The organism is Oleidesulfovibrio vietnamensis (assembly GCF_055388115.1).
Window position 1 is genome coordinate 624,354 of record NZ_AP042419.1, and the last position, 24,559, is coordinate 648,912.

The 24,559-nt window shown below is 60.8% G+C and carries 16 protein-coding genes and 1 tRNA gene; 9 read left to right on the plus strand and 8 right to left on the minus strand.

Annotated elements, in window-relative coordinates; genetic code table 11:
• Positions 1–127: 127 nt before the first annotated feature.
• The 3 genes from mutM to ACZ5D1_RS02640 all read left to right on the plus strand — a co-directional run bounded on the left by mutM (position 128) and on the right by ACZ5D1_RS02640 (position 5,665).
• A complete protein-coding gene (mutM, locus tag ACZ5D1_RS02630) occupies positions 128–1,015 on the plus strand; it encodes a bifunctional DNA-formamidopyrimidine glycosylase/DNA-(apurinic or apyrimidinic site) lyase (RefSeq protein WP_011366659.1) in 888 nt (295 codons plus the stop codon).
• 14 nt (positions 1,016–1,029) lie between these two features.
• Positions 1,030–2,613, plus strand: coding sequence for a murein biosynthesis integral membrane protein MurJ (gene murJ, locus ACZ5D1_RS02635; RefSeq protein WP_273195118.1), 1,584 nt, complete (start codon positions 1,030–1,032; stop codon positions 2,611–2,613).
• A 106-nt stretch (positions 2,614–2,719) separates the two neighbouring features.
• Positions 2,720–5,665 carry a hybrid sensor histidine kinase/response regulator gene (locus tag ACZ5D1_RS02640; protein WP_273195120.1) on the plus strand — a complete coding sequence of 982 codons (2,946 nt, stop codon included), beginning with the start codon at positions 2,720–2,722 and terminating at the stop codon, positions 5,663–5,665.
• A gap of 318 nt (positions 5,666–5,983) precedes the next feature.
• Here the strand turns inward: ACZ5D1_RS02640 and ACZ5D1_RS02645 are convergent.
• Positions 5,984–6,059: transfer RNA gene (locus tag ACZ5D1_RS02645), tRNA-His, on the minus strand.
• A 98-nt stretch (positions 6,060–6,157) separates the two neighbouring features.
• Here ACZ5D1_RS02645 and murA point away from each other — a divergent pair.
• Complete coding sequence (gene murA / locus ACZ5D1_RS02650) at positions 6,158–7,408, plus strand: UDP-N-acetylglucosamine 1-carboxyvinyltransferase (RefSeq protein WP_011366662.1); 1,251 nt, start codon at positions 6,158–6,160, stop codon at positions 7,406–7,408.
• A 72-nt stretch (positions 7,409–7,480) separates the two neighbouring features.
• A complete protein-coding gene (locus tag ACZ5D1_RS02655) occupies positions 7,481–10,183 on the plus strand; it encodes a ComEC/Rec2 family competence protein (protein WP_464555804.1) in 2,703 nt (900 codons plus the stop codon).
• Between the two features lie 335 nt (positions 10,184–10,518).
• Here ACZ5D1_RS02655 and ACZ5D1_RS02660 read toward each other — a convergent pair whose 3' ends face one another.
• Genes ACZ5D1_RS02660 through ACZ5D1_RS02670 form a run of 3 tightly spaced genes read right to left on the minus strand, consistent with a single transcriptional unit; the run spans position 10,519 to position 15,039 of the window.
• Positions 10,519–13,050 (minus strand): efflux RND transporter permease subunit, encoded by a 2,532-nt coding sequence (locus tag ACZ5D1_RS02660; RefSeq protein ID WP_464555806.1) that lies wholly within the window; start codon positions 13,048–13,050, stop codon positions 10,519–10,521.
• Positions 12,972–13,829, minus strand: a complete 858-nt coding sequence (locus tag ACZ5D1_RS02665; RefSeq protein ID WP_464555807.1) for an efflux RND transporter permease subunit — start codon at positions 13,827–13,829, stop codon at positions 12,972–12,974. The genes ACZ5D1_RS02660 and ACZ5D1_RS02665 overlap by 79 nt, the downstream gene beginning before the upstream one ends.
• On the minus strand, positions 13,816–15,039 hold the full coding sequence (locus ACZ5D1_RS02670) for an efflux RND transporter periplasmic adaptor subunit (protein ID WP_273238195.1): 1,224 nt from the start codon (positions 15,037–15,039) through the stop codon (positions 13,816–13,818). Before ACZ5D1_RS02670 ends, ACZ5D1_RS02665 begins: the two co-directional genes overlap by 14 nt.
• Positions 15,040–15,207: 168 nt before the next feature.
• On the opposite strand from ACZ5D1_RS02670, the gene ACZ5D1_RS02675 reads away from it, so the two are divergent.
• Positions 15,208–16,995 (plus strand): putative bifunctional diguanylate cyclase/phosphodiesterase, encoded by a 1,788-nt coding sequence (locus ACZ5D1_RS02675; RefSeq protein WP_455696400.1) that lies wholly within the window; start codon positions 15,208–15,210, stop codon positions 16,993–16,995.
• Between the two features lie 23 nt (positions 16,996–17,018).
• Here ACZ5D1_RS02675 and ACZ5D1_RS02680 read toward each other — a convergent pair whose 3' ends face one another.
• Positions 17,019–17,207: a YgaP family membrane protein gene (locus ACZ5D1_RS02680; RefSeq protein ID WP_011366667.1), complete on the minus strand. Its 189-nt coding sequence runs from the start codon at positions 17,205–17,207 to the stop codon at positions 17,019–17,021.
• A 199-nt stretch (positions 17,208–17,406) separates the two neighbouring features.
• Here ACZ5D1_RS02680 and xth point away from each other — a divergent pair, with 199 nt between their 5' ends.
• The gene (gene xth, locus ACZ5D1_RS02685; protein ID WP_464555809.1) at positions 17,407–18,174 is read left to right on the plus strand and encodes an exodeoxyribonuclease III; all 768 of its coding nucleotides are present in this window, start codon (positions 17,407–17,409) and stop codon (positions 18,172–18,174) included.
• A 162-nt stretch (positions 18,175–18,336) separates the two neighbouring features.
• On the opposite strand, the gene ACZ5D1_RS02690 is transcribed toward xth, so the two are convergent.
• Both ACZ5D1_RS02690 and ACZ5D1_RS02695 read right to left on the minus strand, forming a co-directional pair.
• Positions 18,337–18,519 (minus strand): hypothetical protein, encoded by a 183-nt coding sequence (locus ACZ5D1_RS02690; RefSeq protein WP_027181757.1) that lies wholly within the window; start codon positions 18,517–18,519, stop codon positions 18,337–18,339.
• Between the two features lie 108 nt (positions 18,520–18,627).
• A complete protein-coding gene (locus ACZ5D1_RS02695) occupies positions 18,628–20,097 on the minus strand; it encodes an AlbA family DNA-binding domain-containing protein (protein ID WP_455696402.1) in 1,470 nt (489 codons plus the stop codon).
• Positions 20,098–20,288: 191 nt separating this feature from the next.
• Between ACZ5D1_RS02695 and ACZ5D1_RS02700 the strand changes: the two genes are divergently transcribed.
• Positions 20,289–21,380, plus strand: coding sequence for a putative NPN-dependent ornithine cyclodeaminase (locus tag ACZ5D1_RS02700; protein ID WP_011366671.1), 1,092 nt, complete (start codon positions 20,289–20,291; stop codon positions 21,378–21,380).
• Between the two features lie 43 nt (positions 21,381–21,423).
• Here ACZ5D1_RS02700 and hypF read toward each other — a convergent pair whose 3' ends face one another.
• Positions 21,424–23,757: a carbamoyltransferase HypF gene (hypF, locus tag ACZ5D1_RS02705; RefSeq protein WP_464555811.1), complete on the minus strand. Its 2,334-nt coding sequence runs from the start codon at positions 23,755–23,757 to the stop codon at positions 21,424–21,426.
• 220 nt (positions 23,758–23,977) lie between these two features.
• Here hypF and ACZ5D1_RS02710 point away from each other — a divergent pair, with 220 nt between their 5' ends.
• Complete coding sequence (locus ACZ5D1_RS02710) at positions 23,978–24,547, plus strand: helix-turn-helix domain-containing protein (RefSeq protein WP_011366673.1); 570 nt, start codon at positions 23,978–23,980, stop codon at positions 24,545–24,547.
• The last annotated feature ends 12 nt before the right edge of the window (positions 24,548–24,559 follow it).

Genomic DNA, 24,559 nt, shown 5'->3' on the forward strand with positions numbered 1-24,559 from the left:
AAAAGGCGGTTGCTGTCCTGCGGGCGGCTTTTTTGTGCGCTGCCGCCGGTGTTCCGCGCGGGCAGCATGGTCTGCCGGTGCACTATCATACCACTGCGCACCGTACGGGTGCGGCGGAGGATGTCATATGCCTGAACTGCCAGAAGTGGAAACCATCGCCCGCGGGCTTGCCCCCGAACTTACCGGGCGCAGAATAACGGAAGTTGAAGTGTTCAATGCCGGAAGCGTGCAGGGAGACAGAGAAGTCTTTGACGCCTGCACGCCCGGACGCGTCATTGCCGGTGTGGGCCGCAGAGGCAAACTGCTGCTGGTGCATCTGGAAAAAGAGCGGCGGCAGGGTGCCGCCTGCAGAGCGGTGCTGGATCACAGACCCGCCGGTGATACGCCGGATATGCTGGCGTTTCATCTGCGCATGAGCGGCAGACTTTTCATCTACGGACCGGAGCAGCTTCCCGGTCCGCATACACGCATAATCATCACGCTTGATTCCGGGCGCAGGCTGTTTTTTGACGATGCGCGCAAGTTCGGTTCGTGCCGTGCGCTTTCGCCGTTCAGCAGGCCGCTGTGGCGGTTCTGGGCCACACTGGGGCCGGAACCGCTGGACGTGGACCGTGAGACATTCATTGAGCAGTTCGCAGAACGGCGCAAAGCCGTGAAAGCCCTGTTGCTGGATCAGACAGTGATAGCAGGGGTGGGCAACATCTATGCGGACGAGTCGCTTTTCAGGGCCGGAATCAGACCGGATGCCCGGCCGGGCGACTGGACGCGCGACGAAGCTGAACGCCGTCTGGGCAGGCTGTATGATGAACTGCGCGAAGTGCTGCGCGAGGCCATCAGCGAATGCGGTTCGTCCATACGCGATTACCGTGATGCCAGAGGCGATGCCGGAGCCTTTCAGAACTGTTTCAGGGTTTACGGGCGCAGCGGAATGCAGTGCGTCAGCTGCAGAGATGCACTGACCACGGCCAGAGTGGCCGGGCGCACCACGGTGTACTGCAGCAACTGCCAGAAATAAGGTGCAGCCGTATCATGAACGGTGAAGTTCCGGAACAGGGCAGCCCATCGCTGACGACTTCTGGCGCTCAGGGCGGGCACGAGCAGTGTGCTGTGGCGCGCAATGCGGCGGTTATGGGCGCGGCCACGCTCGTTTCGCGCGTGCTGGGGTTTGTGCGCGATGCCGTGCTGGCTTTTGCTCTGGGGGCCGGTCCGCTGGCGGATGCTTTTCTGGTGGCTTTCCGGCTGCCCAACCTGCTGCGCCGTCTTTTCGGCGAAGGTTCGTTGAGCATGGCGTTTGTGAGTGTCTTCTGCGCCACCCGCAGCCGGCAGGGGGATGAGCGCGCTTTTGCACTCATGCGGAGCATGTTTTTCTGGGTGGCCCTTGTGACCGGTGTGCTATGCACTGCCGGAGTGCTGGGTGCTCCGGTGCTGACAGCGCTCATGGCGCCGGGGTTTGTGCGCGATGCGGAACTGTTCCGCACCGCCACGGTCATGGTGCGGATATGTTTTCCGTACGCGTTTTTTATCTGCCTTGTGGCGCTGTGCATGGGCGTGCTGAACGGCATGGGACGCTTTGCTGCTCCTGCACTGGCGCCCTGCGTGCTCAATGTGGTGCTTATCGCCGCGGCCTTGCTGGCTTATGCCGGCGGGTATGACGTGGCCATGACACTGGCATGGGCAGTTCCGGTTGCCGGAGCGGCCCAGCTGGCTTTCATGCTGCCTTGGCTCGGACGCAGCGGTGTGCGCATGACCGGTCCGTGGCGCGCGGCGGACAGGCTGGCGGTGAAGGTCGGCAGGCTGCTGGGGCCTTCGGTCATGGGAGCGGCGGTATATCAGCTGACCATCGTGCTGGGCACGCTGCTGGCATCGTTTCTGCCCGCAGGCAGTATTGCCTGTCTGTATTACGCCGACCGGCTTGTGCAGTTTCCTCTCGGGGTGTTCGGCGTGGCCGTGGGAACGGCAGCCCTGCCCAGCCTTGCCAGACTGCACGGTCCGGGCATGGAGCAGGCTTTCGGCGGCACATTGAGTGCCTCGCTGCGGCTGAGCCTGTTTGTCAGCCTGCCTGCCGCGGCCGGTCTGCTGGCGCTGGCCCAGCCACTGGTGACTCTGCTGTTCGGCAGAGGCGCCTTTGACGCTGCAGCGGTGCGCGACACTGTGGCTGCACTGGCCGCCTATGCGCCGGGCATTCCGGCCATCGCGCTTGTACGGCCTCTGGTGGCCGCTTTTTATGCCGCCGATAACACCCGCACACCGGTTGTCATTGCCGTGGCCGCGCTGGGGGTGTACGCCGGTACCGCGCTTTTGCTTATGCCGTTTGCCGGTCATGTGGCTCTGGCCGCCGCAGGCAGTGTTTCTGCATGGTTCAACGCTGTGTTGCTGTATACCTCGCTGCTGCGCTCGGGGGTTCTGTTGCGGGACATTCTGCGGCCCGCAGCCGTCTACCTGCTGCTTTCCGCCGTCATGCTGGCCGCTGTGCACGCCGGTGCCCTGTATTTCTCTTCTTCTTTTGCCGCCGTGGCTGTTCTGGTACCTGCGGCCGTGGTTTTTTATGCGGCGGCGGCCCTGCTGCTGCGTTCCGGCGAGGCGCTTCTTCTGCTGCGCAGCTTCCGCAGCTGACCTGCCTGCGCGTCTCAACGCAAATATCTGATAACTTGTTATCATGGCATCGCATTGCCGTTTGTTTCATGGTATGTGCTGGTGATATTTGCCGGGAGCTTTTCACATGATGAACAACATGCTGCGCTACGGCGTGCGGGGGGTGCAGACACGTATCTGTCTGCTGACGCTTGTTGTCTCCACGCTGGTGGCCCTTGCCTTCGGAAGCTATGAATATGTCACGGCGCTTGATGCCGAGTATGCCCGCCTTGAACGGTTTGCCGTTTCTCAGGCCGACAGGGTGGCGCGTCTGCTGCTTGTGCCGGTGTGGAACGTGGACAGGCAGGCTTCCATGTCCATAATAGACACGGAAATGGATGACGAACGGGTGCATGCGGTTATCGTGTACGACGAAGGCGGTAGTATTTTCATCGGCCGCCAGCGCGGTTCGGGCGGGGTACTGGTCAACACGTCCAGAAGCATTCCGCGGGGCGAGTTTATTGTCACGTCGCGGCCGCTGCGGCAGGGCAGTCTGCGTTTTGCCACTCTGCAGCTGTATGTGACGCCGGAATATGTTCACAGAACAATGAAGGATAATGTCGTTGCCGCGGTAATGCACATGCTGGCGCTGGAACTGGTGCTGGTGCTGGGCATTCTGCTGGTGGTGCGGCGTTCGCTTATTGTGCCTCTTTCTGCGCTTACCGCATGGGTACGCAGAGAATCCCCCCTGTACGATTACGGCACCCGCATTCCCAAACAGGCGGACGATGAACTGGGCGAGCTGGTAGACAGCATGAACGGCATGCTGAGCGAAATAGAAAAGCGCGACAGGATGTTGAATGATCACAGCAAGCATCTGGAAAAGCTGGTGGCCGAGCGGACACAGGAGCTTGAGCACGCGCGGCATACGGCCGAGCAGGCCAGCAAGGCTAAAGGCGATTTTGTGGCCAGCATGAGCCACGAACTGCGCACCCCCATGAATGCCATCATCGGCATGATTGAAATAGCGCTTAAAACGGAGCTGACCGTCAAACAGCGCGAATACCTCACCATCATACGTTCTTCTGCACGTTCTCTGCTGGGCGTGGTCAACGATATTCTGGATATCAGCAAGATAGAGGCCCAGAAAATGGAGCTGGAGCATATTCCGTTTTCCACGCAGGAAATGCTGGAGGAAGTCACGGACCTGTTCCGCGAACGGGTGGGCATGAAGGGGGTCGAGCTGGTGCTGGATATCGAGGCCGATGTTCCCGCCGTGCTGGTGGGCGATCCGCTGCGGCTCAAACAGGTGCTTGTGAATCTGGTGACCAATGCGTTCAAGTTTACCAAACAGGGCGAGGTGCGCATCAGGGTTGCCGTGGGCAGCCGTTCTCAGGATGTGGTGCAGCTGGAATTTTCCGTACGCGATACGGGTCTCGGCATCGGCGAGGAGGCACGCAACAGGCTGTTCGACACGTTTTCTCAGGCGGAAGGTTCCACGGCGCGGCTGTTCGGGGGCAGCGGGCTGGGTCTTTCCATAGCGCGGGAGCTGGTGCGGCTGATGGGCGGCACCATCACAGTGGCCAGCGAACCGGGCAAAGGCAGTGATTTTCGCTTTACCGGACGCTTCAGCCTGCCCGTCGAAGCTGTGGAAGCCAGACATCACCGCACGGGAGAAGCCCCGCGCGGCAGGGTGCTGCTGGTGGAAGATAATGAAAGCAACCGTCTGGTCATGACAAGAATGCTTGAACGGCTGGGGTATGACTGCGATGCGCTGCAGGACGGATACACGGCCTATGAGCGGCTGAAAAGGCAGGCTGCGCTGTATGATCTGATACTGCTGGACTGGCGGCTGCCCGGTGTGGACGGGTTGGAGGTGCTGGAAAAACTGCGTGCGGAAAAGCAGCCCCTGCCCCCTGTGTTCATGATGACGGCATTCGGGCGCGAGGCGGAACTGGAACGTGCCGAAGAGCTGGGGGTGGCTTCTTTTCTTTCAAAGCCGGTCAAGCTGTCTTCGCTGTCGGACGCCATACGGGCCATGCGCGGTGAAATGACACCGGAAGAGCAGACAGACTCCGCCATGATAAGGCAGTTTGACGGTATGCGGGCCCTGCTGGTGGAAGACAACATCATCAACCGCCATGTGGCGCTGGATATGCTGCAGGACATGGGATTTTCCGTTGTCAGCGCGGAACACGGAGAAGAGGCGCTGGCTGTGCTGGACGATGTGGAACCGCCCTCGGGTCCGGGGTTCGATGTGGTATTCATGGACATCCAGATGCCCGTCATGGACGGTATAGAGGCAACGCGGGTCATCAGACAGCACCCCAGGTGGCGGCATATTCCCATCATTGCCATGACGGCCCATGTGATGAGTGAAGACCGTGACAAGGCACTGGAAGCGGGCATGAATGACTATGTGACCAAGCCGGTGGACCGCATGATGCTGCTGCAGGTGCTGCAGCGTCATGTGGGTGAACACGCCGCGCGGGCGGCGGAAGACGGCGCGAGGCGTATCCGGCAGTCTTTTGACGCACGCTCGGAACACCTTCAGGAGCATAACATACTGCATATGCACGGTATGGGAGTCGCCGGAGCGGAACAGGAGGGGGCAGTTGGCGGTGTTTCTTCCGGACATGCCGGAGCAGGTGTGCCGGAACAGGGCACGGACATCATCTCTGACGGCGGGCCGGACGGTGTGCCGCCCATGCCCGCGCGTCTGCCGGGGCTGATTCTGGAAGAAGGCGTGGACAGACTGGGCGGAAAACAGGATATTTATTTTGAAATTTTGAAAAAGTTCGCCGAAGTATACGCGCAGGCCGCTGATGCGGTGCGGCAGGCTGCGGAGCAGGACCACAGGGATGTCGTGGCGGAAAAAGCGCACGCCATAGCCGGTGCTGCGGCCAACATCTCTGCCGGTGAACTGCGCGAGTCCGCTCTGGCGCTGGAACGTGCCGCCCGCGACGGCGCCCCCATGGAGCTTGAGCTTGAGCAGTTTGCATACTGGCTTGAGCAGGTCGTCCGTTCCATCGGCGTGCTTAAAAGCCGTATGAGGCCGGTGCCGGATGCACCGGAAGACGGTATGCATCCGTAACGGGTGCCGCACGTTTCTGCACGTTGTGGCGCTGCCTTCAAGCAGTGCAGGGTGCGTTGCGGCACCTTGTCTGACAGTTGCTGAGTGAACTTTTTTTTATGATACCGGCGGGCTGCGCGAACGATACCGGCAAAACACACAGCAGGCCCCGATGCAGCGCATCGGGGCTTTTGTTTTGGCTGCTAAAAGCGTATGGTGCGCATCGCACGCAGACAGGGTGCCGCCCGCTGTAATGTATGGATGCCGGTAGTCTTTTTTTTGACAAAACACCGGTGGCGGCACACAAAAAAAGCCCTGCTGTCGCAGGGCTTGAATGCGTGGGGCGAATGACGGGACTTGAACCCGCGGCCACACGGGCCACAACCGTGTGCTCTACCAACTGAGCTACATTCGCCGTTTGAGACTGAGGCATATATACCCCACAGAAAGCAGCGTCAAGCATAAAACGTGATAAAAATTTCGTCAGGGAAGAAATTTCCCGCGAGGAGATGTATGGATAAACTGGTTATCAAAGGTGGCGTGCCGCTGGAAGGCACCATACGGGTCAGCGGTTCGAAAAACGCCTCTTTGCCAATCCTCATGGCCTCCATCCTGCTGGATGAGCCTGTGATTTACCGCAATGTACCGCGTCTGCGCGATATTCATACCACCAACAAACTGCTGGGCATTCTTGGTTGTCCTGCCGAGTTTCAGGGCGATGCAGTGCATGTCAGGCCCTGCGATCTGAATCCTGAGGCGCCTTACGAACTGGTGAAGACCATGCGCGCTTCCGTGCTGTGTCTGGGTCCGCTGCTGGCGCGGCTGGGCGAAGCGCGGGTGGCATATCCGGGCGGCTGCGCCATAGGAGCCCGTCCGGTGGACCTGCACCTGAGCGCGCTGGAAAAAATGGGTGCGGAATTCGAGCTTGATTCCGGTTATATAGTGGGCCGCTGCCGTCAGTTGCAGGGGGCGCATATCCGGTTTGACTTTCCCACCGTTGGCGGTACCGAAAACCTGCTGATGGCCGCCACGCTGGCCAAAGGCGAAACCATACTGGAAAATGCGGCACGCGAGCCGGAGGTCATCGATCTGGCCGACTTCCTGTGCGCCTGCGGAGCGGATATTACAGGGCAGGGCACAGATGTCATACGCATACGGGGTGTGGAACGCCTGCATGGTTGCGAATACCGCATCATGCCTGACCGCATCGAGGCGGGAACCTTTATGGTGGCGGCGGGCATAACCCGCGGCAACCTGCTTATCGAAGATTGTCCGGATGACGCGCTGGATGCCGTCAGCCAGAAACTGCGTGATATGGGACTGCATGTTTCGCGCGAAGAAGGCGGAACCCGCGTACGCTATCAGGGCCACCTTGAGTCCACCGATATCGTTACGCATCCGTATCCGGGATTTCCCACCGACATGCAGGCGCAGTTCATGGCGCTCATGTGCGTGGCAGACGGGTTCGGCATGGTGGAGGAAACCATTTTTGAAAACCGGTTCATGCATGTGCTCGAGCTGGTACGCATGGGAGCCGATGTGCGTCTTGTGGGGCGTACAGCCCGCGTGCGCGGCGGCCGTCAGCTGCGGGGGGCGCCGGTCATGGCCTCCGACCTGCGGGCTTCTGCTTCTCTGGTTCTGGCGGGGCTGGCTGCGCAGGGCGAAACCCATGTACAGCGTATCTACCATCTGGACAGAGGCTACGAGAGCATCGAGGAAAAACTCTGCCCTGTGGGCGCGGATATCAGGCGCGTGCCTGAATAGCATGTCTGCCATGTTTGTAACGCCTCCGGCTGTGCCGGAGGCGTTTTTTCTTGTCCGCACGCAAGGTGAAGCATGACACGCAGCACACCCCCGCAAACCGCACAGGGCGGTCCCCCCGCCGGTTACAACCGCAGTGCCGCCCTGCTGCCGCACGGCGCGCCACCTGCACTGTTGTGGCGTCAATGGTGCCTGCTGGCTGTGCTGGCCGGTCTGGCGGCAGGAGAAACGGGCCTGCGGGACGCTGCCCCGGCGTGGGGGGCGGCAGTGCTGGGATTTATGGTGCTGTGGTCCGGCCGTCAGAATGCGGGCAGGCCTACCGCGGTTTTGCGTGCGCTGGTGCTGGGGGTATGCATGGCTGCCGGTGTCTGCTTTATGCTGCTGCACCGCCAGCCCGCTGCGGAAGTGCCCGGCTGGATGACCGCGCAGGAAAAGGTGCGGGTGCAGGGGGTGGTGCGGATTGTGGAAAGCCGTCCTGAAGGACGGCTGCGGATGGTGCTGGCAGATGCGCGCTGCCGCACGGCGCAAGGCTGGCAGACGTTGAAGGCTGATGTGGTCTGGACATGGCAGTATCCTGTTTTTCGGCCCCGCAGCGGCAGTACAGTGGAATTTGAAGGCAGAGTGAAGCCGGTACGCGGTTTTCTGAACCGCGGAACATGGGACAGCGGAAGCTTCTGGCTGCGCAACGGGGTAGGGTACAGAGTCTGGACACGGGCAGAGCAGGGAGAGGTGCATGAGGTGCCTGCCGGTAAGCCCGCAGCGGAGTCCGCCTTGTTCCGGAGTGATGCCCTGCAGTCCGCAGAGGTGATGCGGGGCCTGCGCAGTCTTGTGCTGCAGCGGGTGGAACGGGTGCTGGCGGGCATGTCTGACCCGATACCGGCAGGTGCGGACGGGCAGGGGGCTTTGCGGCAGATGCCGCGCTGGCGTGACCTGCCTCAGCGGTATGCCGTGCTGCCAGCCCTGCTGCTCGGAGAGCGTTTTTACCTTTCACAGCAGACGATGGACAGGCTGGCCGATGCGGGGTTGATGCACAGCTTTGCTCTTTCCGGCATGCATCTGGGGCTGGCGGCAGCGCTGGGTGCGTTGGCGGCGTTGCTGGCCGGCAGAATTTTTCCCGGACTGTACCTTGTGGTGCCGCGGCAGCAGCTGGCCGTACTGTGTGCCGCACCGCCGGTGCTCGGGTATGTCTGGCTGGGCGGCGCCACGCCTTCACTGCTGCGGGCGGCGCTGATGTTTGCCTTCTGGGGCGGGTTGCTGCTGGCCGGCAGGCGCGGAGTACTGACAGACGGGCTGTTGTGGGCCGTGGCGGTGGTGGTTGCATGGCAGCCGCAGGCTCTGTTTGATCTGCGGCTGCAGCTTTCTGCCGTGGCCGTGGCGGGCATTGCCTGCACCATGCCTGTGTACCGTGCTGCGGCGGGCAGGCTCGGCACCAAGCATGGCACGGCTGCCGGTGCTGTCATGCGCCTGACGGGGGGGCTTGCCGGAGTGCTGGCTGTAAGCATGGCTGCCCAGCTGGCCCTCATGCCTCTCACGCTGGATGCGTTCGGCAGTGTGACGCCGTGGTTTGTGCTTAATGTCCTGTGGCTGCCCGCGCTGGGGCTGTGGGTGCTGCCGCTGGCCTTTGCCGGGCTTGTGTCGCTGGCCCTGCCGCAGGCTGCCCCTGTTGCCGTGTGGTTGTTTCATGTTGCCACAGTGCCGGTGGAATGGTTGCTGGAGATGCTGGGCACACTGGAGGCCGGCGGACTGCTTTATCCGGTGTTGTCTGTAAGACCGCTGCCCTGCGCTGCTGCGGGGTTCTGGATGCTGTTGGGTACGGCATGCCTGCTGTGGCGGGGAACCGCCGGTCCTGCCGTGCAGCAGAGCGGCCGCAGCGTTCTGCTGCCGTATGGTCTGCGCGCTGTCTGCGTGACGGTGACTGCAGGGGTGGTGCTGCTTGCCGCGCCGGTGTGTCTGCGTTTTTCCGCGTACCTGCAGGATGATGTTTCTGTTTCCGTGCTGGATGTGGGGCAGGGGCAGGCCGTGCTGGTGGAGGCGCCGCACGGAGTGCGCGTTCTTATTGACGGCGGGGGTTTTCCTTCGTCTTCTTTTGACACGGGCAAGGCACTGGTGGCACCCGTGCTGACGTATAACAGACCGCCGGTGCTTTCCGCCGTGGTCAACACCCATCCGGACAGTGATCATCTGGGCGGCTTGCCGTTTATTCTGCAGTCTTTTGACGTGGGCGCCTTTTATACCAACGGCGAGCTGCCGCAGGAGGGGGCGCATGCGGCTGCTCTGGAACGGGCATGGCGGGCCGGTGCTCCCGTGCCTGCGGTTCTGGCTGCCGGTGATTCGCTGTTGCTGGGCAGCACCGCGGAACTGCAGGTGCTTGCACCGGAGGCCGGACGCATGACGGGCAATACCAATGACAATTCGCTGATTCTGCGGTTGACGCGCGGTGGCAGAGGGCTGGCGCTGGTGCCCGCCGATGCGGGTACCGTAGTGCTTGACCGGCTGGCGCAGGCGGCGCGGCGGCAGAATATTCCGGTGGAAGCCGCGCTGCTTGTGGTGCCGCATCACGGCAGCGGAAACAGCCTCTCTCCCCTTCTGTACGATGCGGTTGCGCCCTCTCTTGCCGTGGCTTCGTGCGGATACATGAACTACTGGCGGTTTCCGCGTCCTGAAGTGCGCGGGGCGCTGGAGGCGCGTGGAATTCCGCTGCTTACAACGTCCGGAAGCGGACAGATTACCGTGTGCTGGCCGGACAGCGGACATATGCAGGTACGCAGTGTGCGCTGACCGTCCTGCCGCCGGGGCTGAGCTGTTGCGGTGCCGTGTATGCGCTTACGGTGGCCGGAACAGCATGACGGCCTGAACAGCATGACGGGCGAGACAGCATGACGGGCGAGACAGCATGACGGGCGAGACAGCATGACGGGCGAGACAGCATGACGGGCGAGACAGCATGACGGGCGAGACAGCATGACGGGCGAGACAGCATGACGGGCGAGACAGCATGACGGGCGAGACAGCATGACGGGCGAGACAGCATGACGGGCGGAACAGTTACCTGTTCCGCCCGTCATGCTTGCTTTTTTTGTCTGTTGCGCTGGGCAACGGCCGGTGCACCGCGGTCAGTCGGTCTGCGTTTCCGCGGTCTGCATTCTGCGTGATTCCAGAGCGTAAAACGCTACGGGCACCACCACAAGGCTGAACACAGTGGAAGCCAGCAGCCCGAAGATAAGCGCCCATGCCAGACCGGAGAAAATGGGATCGAGCGTGATGGGCCATGCGCCCAGCAGCGTTGTGGCCGCTGTGAGCAGAATGGGCCGCAGCCGTGTGGTGCCGCTTTCCAGTACGGCTTCGCGCAGCGGCATGCCCTGCCGGATGGCCTCCTGAATGAACTCGATGAGCACCAGAGAGTTGCGTATGACTATGCCTCCCAGTGCTATCATGCCGATCATGGATGTGGCGGTGAAGAATACCGGATCGGCATAGCCGCCGGCATGTCCGGTGAACAGCAGATTAAGCAGCCAGAATCCGGGCATGATGCCCAGCAGTGTCAGCGGAATGGCCGACATGATGAGCAGCGGCAGCGTGAACACCCCTGTCTGGATGACCAGCAGAATGTAGATGCCGCCCAGTGCCGCGCCGAACGCCAGCCCCAGATCGCGGAACACGCTCAGGGTTATTTCCCATTCACCTTCTCCCGCCCAGTCGACCCGTGTGCCCGGCGGCATGGGGTCTTTTTTCAGCGCCGTGCTCATGTCCAGAATCGCTTCACCGGGGGCTCTGCCCGCCATCTCGCCGTAAACATAGACCACCCGGTGCAGGTTTTTATGATAAATGGGCTGGTCTTCGGGCAGCTGGACAAAACGGCCCAGTTCACCCAGCGGCACTATGCCGCCCTGCGGCATGTCCGGCGCGGCAGCGGTGGGAACAGGCATGGCTTCCAGCGCCGCGACGGAGGAGCGGCTTTCGCGCGGCAGCTGCACGACGACCGGCAGGGGCTGGCGTTCGTGGGGTTCGTGCACGTTGGCGGGGATAACGCCCCCCGCGGCGATGCGCAGTGTGCGGGCAATGTCTTCGGTTTCCACACCGTGCAGCGCGGCTTTGACCCTGTCGGTGACAAAATTGATGCGCGTTGCGGCGGCTTCCATGGTGGAGTCTATGTCTGTGACGCCGGGTTCGCGCCGCATGATTTCCATAACGTGCCGGGCTGCCTGATGCAGCTGCTCCGGTGTTTTTTCGGCAGACCCGTACACTTCGCCGGTGATGGTTGAAAAAACAGGAGGTCCCGGGGGCACTTCCACCAGCTTTATGTCAGCGCCGGATGCGTCTGCAATGCGCTGCAGATCGTCGCGCAGACGCAGCACAATGGTGTGACTTTGCTGTTCACGGCGTGATTTTGCAGCCAGATTCACACGGATATCGGCCTGATGCGGCTCTGCGCGCATGTAGTAGTGCCGCACCATACCGTTGAAATCCATGGGTGATGATGTGCCGGTAAATGTGGTGAAGTCACTGACTTCCGGCACGGTGCGCAGATACGTTTCATAACGGCGTACCACCCGGTCGGTTTCTTCCAGACTGGTTCCTTCGGGCATATCGATGACAATCTGGAATTCATTTTCGTTGTCAAAGGGCAGCATCTTCAGCGGGACAAGCCGCATCAGCGCCAGTGAGCAGCTGCCCGCCAGCAGTATGACGATGGCCGCCAGCATTGATTTGCGCATGAAATTTGAGTCGAGAAAGGGCGAAACGATAGTTCTGTACAGTTGCGAGGCGCGGTCTGCCCTGCCTGATTGACGGGAGGGGGCGGAATTTTTCTGCCGGACGGTTGCGGGGGGCGTCTGCTGTCCTGCCGGTACTGCTTTGTGCCGCAGCAGCAGATAGCTGAGCCAGGGCACCACTGTCAGTGCCGCCAGAGTGGAAAACGTGACGGTAAGGGGCACGTTGGCTGCCATGGGTGCCATGTACGGGCCCATCATGCCGGTAATGAAAAACATGGGTGTAAAGCTGACTATGATGGCCAGCGTTGACATGAGCACAGGCGGCAGCACTTCCTGCACGCCTGCCAGCGTGGCGGCCAGCGGGCCTTTTTTGCGTGCCAGTATGTGGCGCTGTATGTTGTCCACATTGGTTATGGGGTCGTCCACCACAAGGCCCAGCGAAAGAATAAGGGCGAACAGCGTGACCCTGTTGATGGTGTAGCCCAGCATGTAGTTGACAAAGAGAGCCAGCGCAAAGCTGAGCGGTACGGACACAGCCACCACAAGGGCTTCGCGGCGGCCCAGTGTCAGCATGAGCAGCCCCACGACCGTCAGTATGGCAAACCCCAGCGAGGCAAGCAGGTCATTCACTTTCTGACTGGCTGTTTCGCCGTAGTTGCGGGTGACGCGCAGCCCTATGCCGTCGGGCAGAATGTCATGCTGCAGACTGCTAGCTTCGCGGATGACGTTTTCCGCCACTGAGACGGCATTGGTACCCTTTTTTTTGGCAACGGCCAGTGTAACTGCAGGCAATGAGCCGTGCGGCATGCCTTCTTCCTGCGCGGTACGGTCGGAAAAGCCTATGCGCGTGTAGCTCACAGGTTCTGCCGGGCCGTCGTGCACGGTGGCCACATCGCGCAGATATACAGGTCTGTCCGCGTCTGTGCCCACCACCAGCCCGCGCACTTCCCGCGCACTTCCCGCGCGCTGCGCAGAAACGAGTCGGCGGTGATGGTGAGGGTGCGGTTGTTTTTGTCCAGCGTCCCCGCGGTGACAGAAGAGTCAGCACCGGAAAGTGCCGTGACAACATCCTGCGCGGAAACAGAAAACCCCGTGAGCCGTTCGGGGTCGGGATACACATGCACGCGGCGGGGTTCGCCACCGGTGATGGTGACTGATGAAACATCTTCAACGGCCGCAATTCTGTTCAGCATTTCTTCGGCCATGCGCCGCAGCGTATGGCTGTCGGCAGCACCGGCCTGTTCCGGATACAATGTCAGGCTGACGATGGGCACATCGTCGATTTCCACAGGGCGTACGGCCCAGCCGGTGACGATGCCCGGTGCCATGTCTTTGTTTTTGGTAATGGTGTTGTGCAGTTTGATGAGTGAGTCTTCGCGGTTTTCACCCACATAGAAGCGCACCGTGGCCATGGCGCTGTCACGGCGCGATATGGAATAGACATGCTCGACTCCGTCTATCTGCCAGAGCAGTCGTTCCAGCGGGGTAGCCACCAGTTTTTCCACTTCTGCCGCAGATGCGCCGGGCACCTGCACCAGTATGTCCGCCATGGGCACGATGATTTGCGGCTCTTCTTCTCTGGGCGTGAGCAGCAGCGCGGCCATGCCCAGCCCGAGACCGAAAATGAGCAGCAGCAGAGCGTTTTTGCCGGTGACAAATGTGCGGACAATGGCGGGGATTATTCCTGCCGGTGCGGCGTCATGCTGCGGCATGGCTGTCTCCTGCGGCTGCTTCCTGCGGTGTGCGTTCCGGCGGGGTCTGTGCCCCGCCTGCGGGCAGCACAAGAGTCTCGCCGCCTGAAAGACCCGAGAGTATTTCCACCTGCTGGCCGAAATGTCTGCCCGTTTTCACATGCACGGTGTGCGGGATGCCTTCATCTGACAGGATGCTCACTGTTTCGAGCTGCCCCACACGGTGCACCGCCGCAGCAGGCACAAGAACGGCAGTCTGCGCATCAAGCGGAATGAGCAGCGTGCCGTACATGCCGGGGTACAGTCCGGGGGCGGGCGGCAGCCCCACCTTGACCAGAAAGGTTCGTGTGCGCGGGTCTGCCGAGGGCACCACCTCTTCCACCACGCCGTCCAGCGTGTCTGTGCCCAGCGCAGAAATGTTCACCTGCAGACGCACTCCGGGGCGCACGCGTCCTATAAGTCCTTCACGGACCTGTGCTTCCAGCCGCAGTGCTCCGCCTGCCTGTACCACCAGCAGAGGTTTGCCGGGAAAAGCCAGATCGCCGGCTTCGGCCTCACGCCGGACTATCTCGCCGTCCTCCAGCGCGGTGATGGTGGCATAACCAAGAGCTATTTCAGCTTCTTCCAGTCTTTTCTGCGCCTGCTGCACGGCAGATTCCGCCCCGCTCAGACCTCCGCGCGCACTGCCCAGAGCAGCTTCCGCCTGCAGATAATCCGCTTCCGCCTGATCAAGTTCGCGCTGGGCAACAGCTCTTTCGGAAAACAGCGCCTTGATGCGTCTGTACTGGTTGCGGGCTTTATCAAAGGCGGCTCTGGCTTCGGCCACGGACTGGCGCGCCTGCCCCAGTGCTGCCCTGCTGCTTATCAGCGCCTGCCCCGCCTGATCCCGCCGCGATACAAGTTCCCGGGCATCCAGCTCTACCAGTACGTCTCCTTTTTTTACCACATCGCCGGTGGTAACGGCCATACGCAGAATTTTTGCGGTGACCTGCGCTTCCACGCGGGTCTCGGTGCGCGGACGCACTGTGCCGGTGGCTTCCGCCGTATCTGTCACGGGCACGGCAGCAGCCGTAATCGTGTTTACTGTACTGTTGCCCGCAGGCAGACGGGGGGATGAAAATGTGTCTTCCGGGCTGATGCGTTGTGTATTCAGCATATTGGCAGACCACATGAAGATAACCGCCAGTACTGCGATGCCTGCAGCGGCTGTCAGAAGCGTTCTGGTGCGCATGGGTGTCTCCGCGGAGCTGTTGTCGTCCGGCGTGGATTGTATTAAGCATACGGCTTGTTTTTCGATGCCGGCTTTGCAGAACAGTACCTGATATAGTGTTTTGTGTACAGACTGTCAGCCGTGCCGGTGTGTTGTAATAATAAACCGGTTTTGTTCCGGGGGATGTCCATGGGCCGCACCGCAGATGAGCACTCACAGAAAACCGGCAGGTCCGGTGCTGCGCAGGGCTGTGCCGTAGCCGCTGCCCTGTGGGAAAAAGAACAGCTTTTCAGAGTGCTTCTGGAATACAGTGCCGACTGTGAAATCTGGATTGATGCCTGCGGCGTGGTGCGTTTTGTCTCGCCGTCATTTGCAAGCATCACCGGATATACCCCTGAATGCCTGTACAGAAATCCGGACTACCTTGCAGCCATAATGGTGCAGAGCGATCTGCCCGCATTCCGCGCGCAGGAGCGGATTCTGGCGGAACGCGGCGGCTCTTTTGACGTGGAGGTGCGCATACGCACGGCTTCCGGCAGGGAACGCTGGGTGCTGTGCATATGCCGGAGCATCACCGATGATGAGGGACGCCCGCAGGGCCGGAGACTTACCTGCCGTGATGTGACGCGCCGCCGCCTGCTTGCCATGCAGCTGCAGCATCAGGCCGGTCACGATCCGCTGACAGGACTGCCCAACCGGTCTCTTTTTCTTGAAAAACTTGATGCGCGTGTGAATGGCGGCCGCGCAGCGCGTGACGGCGGCGCATCTGTTGTGATGATAGATGTGGACCGCTTCAAGCAGATAAACGATGTGCTGGGTCACGAGGCGGGAGACGGCGTGCTGCGCGTGGTGGCCGACAGACTGCGGGGTATTCTGGGCGGCAATGACGCTCTGTGCCGTCTGGGCGGTGATGAATTCTGCCTGCTGCTGGCCGGCGGCGGCCGTGCCGAAGAAGTGCTGGCACGGGTACAGCAGATACAGCAGCGGCTCATGGACTCTGTTGACACGGGGGGCAGGCGGCTGCATCTGACGGTAAGTGTGGGTGTGGCCACCCACCGGCCGGGGCAGAACGCGCCGGAAGATATGATGCGCAACGGCGGCATTGCCCTGCAGCATGCCAAACGTGCGGGCGGCGGCGGACTGGAGGTGTTCAGCGACTGGATGCTGGAAAGTGCGCTCAACCATGCCCATCTGGAAATGGAACTGCACCATGCGCTGAAAGACAACGCCTTTCATCTTGAGTTCCAGCCTCTTGTCGATCTGCATTCTGGGCGTCCCGTACGGGTGGAGGCTCTGGCCCGCTGGGATCATCCTCAGCGTGGGGCCGTTTCGCCCGCTGATTTCATTCCCGTTCTGGAAGAAACCGGTCAGATTCTGCGTCTGGGCAGCTGGGTGCTGGAAAACGCCTGCATGGCTGCCGCACGCTGGCAGCGCAGGCATCCTGAGCTGCGGTCCGTCGGCGTCAGTGTGAATCTTTCGGCCCGGCAGCTTGCACAGCCTGCGCTGGTGGATCAGGTGGCGGCGGTGCTTTCCCGCTCCGGACTGGAACCGGCCAGCCTGAAGCTGGAGGTGACGGAAACCATGCTCATGGACAATCCGGAACTGTCCAATCTGGTGCTTCGCAGGCTGAAAGATCTGGGCGTTTTTCTGGCCATCGACGATTTCGGCACAGGGTATTCTTCACTGGCCTATCTGCAGAGTTTTCCTATTGATACGCTGAAGATCGACAAGTCTTTCGTCATGGGCATGACCAGCGACCCCGGCAAATTCAACATTGTGAAAGCGGTTACCGCGCTGGCTCATAGTCTGGGGCTGGATGTGGTGGCCGAAGGAGTGGAGGAACAGGAACAGCGCATCATGCTGCATGCCGTGGGCTGCGAGTACGCGCAAGGGTTTTTGTTTGCCCGTCCTGTGCCGGAAAAAGACCTTGCCGCGCAGCTCGGCAGCCTGCTGCGCAGTTCCTGCGATCCTGCCTGAGCCTTCTTTTCCGCGTTTTTCCGCTATTCCTTCATACCCGCTTTGCGCAGGATGGTCATCAGCGGGCACCAGTCGGTAAATGCCGACTGCAGCAGATTTATACCCACAAAAGCAGTGAAACCGAGCCAGTAGGGCGAGTGCAGCCATGCCAGCAGCAGACTGAGCAGAATGAACAGTCCGGCGGCGGCCCGTACAGTTCTGTTGACGGTCATGGGCAGCTCCTTTTTGCGCCAGCATAGCACAGTCGCGGCGCTAATGCAGCCGGTATGCTGCAGACACCGGCGGTACGGTTTTATCCTGCCGCGTTCTGTGTTATACACCGTATACGTGCGCTTTGCAGCGCCATTGCGGCGGGCGCACCTCCTGCGGATATTCACACCGCCCTTTCAGGGCAAAGGCGGATTTGAGATAGTGAAGCTTTACTCATGGAACGTGAACGGATTCAGAGCCATCCGGCAAAAACCTGACTGGGACTGGTTTTCCAGCTGCGATGCTGATGTCATCGGTCTGCAGGAAACCAAAGCCATGCCGGAGCAGATAGACCCTGCGGACCGCAATCCTGCTGGGTATCACAGCTACTGGCTGGGAGCGACGGTAAAAAAAGGCTATTCCGGCGTGGCTGCTTTTTCGCGCAGGGAACCGCTTTCGGTGGCGTATGATCTGCCCGTGGAGCAGTATCAGGGCGAGGGGCGCGTCATCATGCTGGAATACGATGCCTTTTACTACTTTAACATCTATTTTCCCAACGGACAGAGCGGCGACGAGCGGCTGCAGTACAAACTGGGCTTTTATGACGCTTTTCTTGAGCACGCGCAGACCCTGCGCCGGAAAAAGCCCATCGTGGTATGCGGCGACTTTAATACGGCGCATCGCCCTGTCGACCTTGCCCGTCCCAGAGAAAACGAGGGCACGTCAGGGTTTCTGCCCGTGGAGCGGGCATGGATGGACAAGTTTATAGACCACGGCTACGTGGATACCTTCAGACTGGTGCATCCCGACGCGCAAGCCATGTATTCATGGTGGTCATACCGGTTTAAAGCGCGCGACAGAAATGTGGGCTGGCGCATCGACTATTTTTTTGTTTCCGATGAATTACGCCATGCCGTAAAGGATGCCACCATCGAAATGGAGGTTTTCGGTTCGGACCATTGTCCCGTGGGGCTTGAACTGGTACTGTGACGCGGCCATGCATACAGCACCGCGCGGCAGACAGGCCGCAGGCGCGGGGCATGCCGTATGCGGCCGCAGCACGCGGCACGGCGCAGCCGTACAGCCGGCTGTAATGGAAAAAAGGCAGGCACGGAAACCGGACACCGGTTTTTCCGTGCCTGCCTTTATTATCTAACGCTTCTCTGCGGCCTTTGCCACTGCGTGCAGAATACAGTCCAGCGCTTCACTGAGTTCGGGCGCAAAATATGGCTCGGCGCTCAGCAGGCGCACCACTTCGGTCACTGTGGCATCGGGCGGCACAGGCAACCCGTTTTCTCTGGCCAGTCTGATAAGTTCTTCTCTTTGTTCCTGCATGGGGCCAACCTCTGTTGTGCAAAATTTCCCAAGCTCTTTTTTCCCCCATAATGCGGCCTGCGAAAAAAAGCAAATGGTGCGCACCGTTCATCCCCGGCGGTATCCGCTTCAGCGGAACTTGCGGCTGATGTGCCAGAACTCGCTGAAACTCAGCTGTCTGTTGCCCGGTCCCTGCCGTACAAGAAACATCTCGTCGTCTTTGTGACGCAGAAAAGCGGGTTCGGTGGCCTGACGGCACACCGCAGCCAGTACGGTTTTGCCGTCCAGCGTCAGTGCATGCAGGCTTATGGCGTTGATATGCCGTATGCCGATATGTTCCGCCACCAGATTGCTGATATGCCGCAGGGCATGGTCGTCGTTGCGGAAGCCGTCCGGGTCCATGCCCAGCACCTCGCCTTCGTCGCTCACGCCTACCAGCAGGGTGCCTCCGGCTGTGTTCAGAAATGCGGTGATGCCTTTCAGAACGGCAAGCTCTATACTTTTATCATTTTTACCGCTTTTCAGGTTAAAGCGCAGCGTTGATTTGAACTCCACATGGTCGCCTTCGCCCTGCCGCAGCAGGCGCCGTACCTGCTGGGATGACAGCGGTTTGTTGGGCCTGTACGCCTTGCGCATTTTGCCCGCATACAACGTGTAGCCGATGATGATGGCCGCCAGCGCGGCCAGCAGGGCGGCTGTGGCCATCAGAAACCGCGTGTCGCGCAGCAGCATGGAAAGCAGGTTGACCTCCCGTGCCAGCATGGTCACGGCAAGGCCTGTGGCTTTGGAGGAGACAAGTGTTTCGGAAGTGATGCCGTAGGTGCCTTCGCGTCGTCCTGTCAGTGCCTTGAGCGTGAGCTGCTTTTCTTCCTGCCGGGCTTTTTCCAGTTCCTGACTGAAACCGCCGCTGGCTGCCAGAATGATTCCGTTGACAGATACCACGGCTTCGGCATGCGGAAAATGCTGCACCACACTGCCGATGAGCGCTTCCGGCGTGTACAGCAGAAAAGCTGTCCTTCCGGCGGCCTGCGCCAGAATGTACAGCAGACGCCCGCCGTCCGTTTCCGGCGATATTTCCAGCAGGGGCAGGCCGGGGGCAACCTCCAGCGATGTGTCCAAACCGGCACGCAGCCATCGGGCAAGAGCCGGGCTGAGCGATTCCGCGGCCGGTTGTCCGGTGCTGTTGCCGGCTATGGCACCGGGCCGTGATTGTGCGGGAGCGGTGTTTTCAGTCTGTTCCGCCGTGCCGGACTGCGGAGCCAGAGGTGCGGGTACGCGGGCTTTTCTGCCGGTGAGCGTATCCAGATACACTCCGCTGCCGTCAGTGTTGAAGACCACAATGCCGGTGGCACCGCTGACCCGCAGCATTTCGCGCAGGATTTCAGACTCGGCGTTGTCGTCCAGCGGGGTGCTGTCGGACAGCATGGCCGTCATCTGGGTGCGTGTGTCGCGCAGCGACTGCCGCGCGGCATCGACAAAGTAGTCTACTGCCACGCCGCTTACCAGTCGTGCGACAATGGCGGTGTTGAACACAATGAACAGCAGCACGATGCACAGAGTGGCGGCGATGACTGCATAAGCTGTTTTGGGAATGCGCATGGCCGGATGCTACTATAGAGACACGCGCGCTGCCAGTGTTTTGGCCGCAGCAGAGCAAAGCGGCTTCTGCCTTGTGGCAGAGCGGCGGCAATGATATACCGGTATAAGGTGTGTTGCCGTTCCGGCGCAGTGGTGCGCATACATCTGCGTCATTTACGGCGGCCTTTGCACTGCGGATACAGGAGGCTCTGATGGGATTTGTACTGCCTGAGTACCGGCATCCGGATTTTAACGGCGCTCCGCTGGCCGGTGCGCCGGCGGCCGTGTTCTGTGCCTGCCCGGCAGACGGGGTGGCCCCTGCGGGATTTCATGCCACGTCGGTTTTTCCTGAATATGTGCGCATGCAGGACGGGCACTGGGAGCTGCTGCGCCGTTCGCGTATGGACTGTGTCATCAGACTGGGAACTGACGGCAGGCCCGAAGTGACGGAATTCCGCAGGTTGCGCAAAGGCGACATGGTGGCCGTGGGCCGCGGTGAAAACGGTGAACAGGGCATCTATCTGCATACGGGCGGATTCGAGCCCGCCCGTCAGTGCGGCGGCGAAGCGTTCGCTTTCAGAACGGGCACCAGCAGAGAGACTTCGTTTTCCATCGCATACGATACGCTGTACGACATCATGCGTCACGACCGCAGCCACGGGCGCATTATCTGGGTTGCGGGGCCTGCGGTGGTGTTTGATTCGGACGCGCGGGCGGCATTCTGCCGTCTGATAGACAAAGGTTATGTGCACGGCCTGCTGGCGGGTAACGCCCTTGCCACCCACGACCTGGAAGGAGCGCTGTACAATACGGCGCTGGGGCAGGGGATATATGATAAGCGCCAGATGCCGCTGGGGCATTATCACCATCTGGACACGCTGAATACGCTGCGGGAAGCCGGCGGCATAGAACGCGCCGTGCAGCAGGGGCAGATACGGGGCGGCGTGATGCACGCTCTTACCCGTCAGGGCATTCCTTACGTGCTTGCCGGTTCCATACGCGACGACGGCCCGCTGCCGGAAGTGGAGCCGGACGTGTACAGTGCGCAGGATGCCATGCGGAATCTGGCGGGAGAGGCCACAACGGTGGTGGCGCTGGCCACCCAGCTGCATACGATAGCAACGGGAAACATGACGCCGTCCTATCAGGTGGCGCAGGACGGCGGCGTGCGGCCGGTATATTTTTTTATCGTGGACATGTCGGAGTTTGCGGCGGGCAAGCTGGCAGACAGAGGGTCGCTGACCGCACACGCCATACTGACCAACGTGCAGGATTTCATGGTGAATCTGGACAGGGCCCTGTAAAGACGGGCGGCGCGGCAGCCGCGCAGAGAAACGAGGGTGTTTGTTACTGCTGCATCAGCATGCGGCGGCCCCAGTCTGCCTGTCCCAGCGAAATGCAGCCGTCGCCGGGCGGCAGTTCACGGTGCACCAGTACAGAGAGCCCGCGACGGCGCAGCAGCGGCGGCAGTTCGGCGCTTATGGTTCTGTTCTGCATCACGCCGCCGGAAAGCCCCACCGTGGCAATGTCCATGACTTCCGCCAGACTGCCGGCGGCTTCTGCCAGACCATGCATGAGACCCAGATGGAAGCGGCGGCTGATGACACCTGCGGGAACATTTTGCAGCCAGTCGGCATATGCGGCCATGAACAGGGCGTGTGTGTCGAGCATCAGCGGCTGCACATCGGTACGCATGGGGCATGGGTAGGGGGCTGTCACGCCCATGTCCTGTATGCGCTCCAGCATTATGGCCGCCTGTCCTTCGTACGTGACTGAAATACATATGCCCAGCATGGCGGATACCGCGTCGAACAGACGCCCGCAACTGCTTGTCAGCGGAGTGTTCAGTCTGCGCTCCATGACCTGCGGCAGAACGCGCGCCGCATCTCTGAACTGCTCCTGCCACGGCCAGGGTATGTCTCCGGGGCAGGTTGTGCCGTTCTGCCACAGTATTCCCTGTGCGATGCGCCAGGGCTCCCGTATGGCGGCCTCGCCGCCGGGCAGCAGCATGGGGGCAAGATGTCCCAGCCGTTCATGGTCCAGCCGGCTGTTGTCCACATACAGCAGTTCTCCGCCCCATATGGTACCGTCTTCGCCGTATCCTGTGCCGTCCAGCGCAATGCCCAGCACCGGCCCGGAAAATCTGTTTTCTGCCAGTACGCTGTATATGTGCGCATAATGGTGCTGCAGACTCAGCGCGGGAATGCCGTCGCGCTGCGCGCGGCCTTCGGCATAGCTGGTGGTCAGGTAGTCGGGATGCAGATCGTGCACCACCGCCTGCGGAGTCACTTCCAGCACGGACTGCAGGTGCCGTGCGATTTCACGGTAAAATCCGAACGATTCAAGATTCTGCAGATCGCCTATGTGCTGGCTGACAAAAGCCTGATCACCCCGCGTGTAGCAAAGGGTGCTTTTCAGCTCGGGACCGGTGGCCATGACGCACGGCCCTTCACCGTCCAGAAAGACAGGGCGGGGGGTGTAGCCGCGGGCTCTGCGCAGAAACTGCGGTTCGTGCGTGTCGGGGTTGACGCGCACCACGGAGTCGTCGGTGCGGATGAGAATGTCACGGTTGTGCAGCAGAAAAATATCGGCAATGTCGTGCAGGCGCAGCAGCGCTTCCCTGTTTCCCAGACTGATGGGTTCGCTGCTCATGTTGCCGGAAGTCATGACCAGCGCGGCGCAGGCTTCATGCGGCAGAATTTCGCGGTACAGATGAAAAAGTACATGGTGCAGCGGCGTATAAGGCAGCATAAGCCCCACATGGTCCGTATGGGGGCTGACCTGCGGAGCCAGCGGGGTGCCCTGTTTTAGCCGGCACAGCACAATGGGGCGTTCCACTGACTGCAGCAGGGCCGCTTCGCCGCTGCCGATGTGGGCCAGAGCCTGAGCTGCTGCCATGTCGGGCACCATGACGGCCAGCGGTTTGCCGGGTCTTTTTTTGCGTGCGCGCAACCTGTCCACCGCTGCGGTGGCGGTGGCGTCGCATGCCAGATGAAAGCCCCCCAGCCCTTTGATGGCGGCAATATGGCCTTTGGCCAGTGCCTTTGCCGTCTGGACAACAGCTTCCGTGTCGCGGGCCAGTTGCGTGCCGTCCGCCGAGGCAAGCCACACATGCGGGCCGCATTTCGGACAGGCGTTGGGCTGGGCGTGGAATCTTCTGTCCATGGGGTTTTCGTATTCTTCGCGGCATTGAGGGCACAGCGGAAAACACGCCATGGACGTTTTGTCTCTGTCATACGGAATGGCCCGCGTAATGGTGTAACGCGGGCCGCAGTTGGTACAGTTGGTAAAGGGATACAGGTAACGTCTGTCCGACGGGTCGAACATATCGCGCAGACAGTCCTGACAGGTGGCCACGTCCGCGCTGATGAGCACATTCTGCCCGCTGCCCCCTTCGCTGGCCACAATGGTGAACAGCTGCTCGTCTTCACGGGGGGGGATATCTTCTTCCGTGCGCGACACAACCCGCGCCAGCGGCGGCAGCTTGTCCGTCAGGTCGGTACCGAATGCGGCAACGGCCTGCGGCGTGCCCTGTGCTTCGATGAATACTCCCTGCGAGGTGTTGGACACCGTGCCCGTGATGCCGTGTTCGCGGGCGATGCGGAAGACAAAGGGCCGGAAGCCGACACCCTGTACCTGTCCGGAGATGACGTATTTTCTGCGGATTGTTGCTGCAGCCATGTATAATTCATAGCCTATTCCCAGCCGGTGGGAAAGCCTTTGGTGATACTGCGCGGCAAAATAGGAGTATTGCTATCTTTTTGTGCTGCATGTAGTCTGTGCAGCCCGGTTCCGGCAGGGCCGGACGGCATCATTTCCTTGAATTACCGTCAACTCTTGTATAGTTCTGAACGGTGAATCCTTCAGGGATGCAAATGGTCTGAAACAGGAGCAGAAAAACATGGCCGCAAAAAAACTGGGAGCGCGCATCTGTAAGTTCCGCGAGGAGCGGGGGATGACGCGTGAAGAACTGGCAGAGGCCGCCGGCCTCGGAGCCGACTTTATCACGGCGCTGGAAGAAGAGGATCTTTATCCTTCCATCGGCCCGCTGCAGAAGATTGCCCGCGCGCTTAACGTGCGTCTGGGCACGTTTATGGATGATGAAGTGACCCGCGACCCCATTGTGGTGCGCAAAAGCGGGCGTGAAAGCGACCTGACCATGCAGAAGGCACGGAACAAACGCGCCGCGTTCATGTTTCATTCGCTGGGCAAGGGAAAAAGCGACCGCAACATGGAACCTTTTTTCATTGAGATAGCTCCGGAACCCAACGAGGACAGGCAGCTCTCTTCGCATCAGGGCGAGGAGTTCATTGTTGTCGTTTCGGGCAGCATTCTTGTGCGCTACGGCAATGAAGAGCATGTTCTGGAACAGGGCGACAGCATTTACTACAACTCTATCGTGCCGCACTATGTGGGCGCGGCGGGTGACGACAAGGCGGAAATATACGCCGTTATCTATTACCCGCGCTAGAAAGCAGGTTAT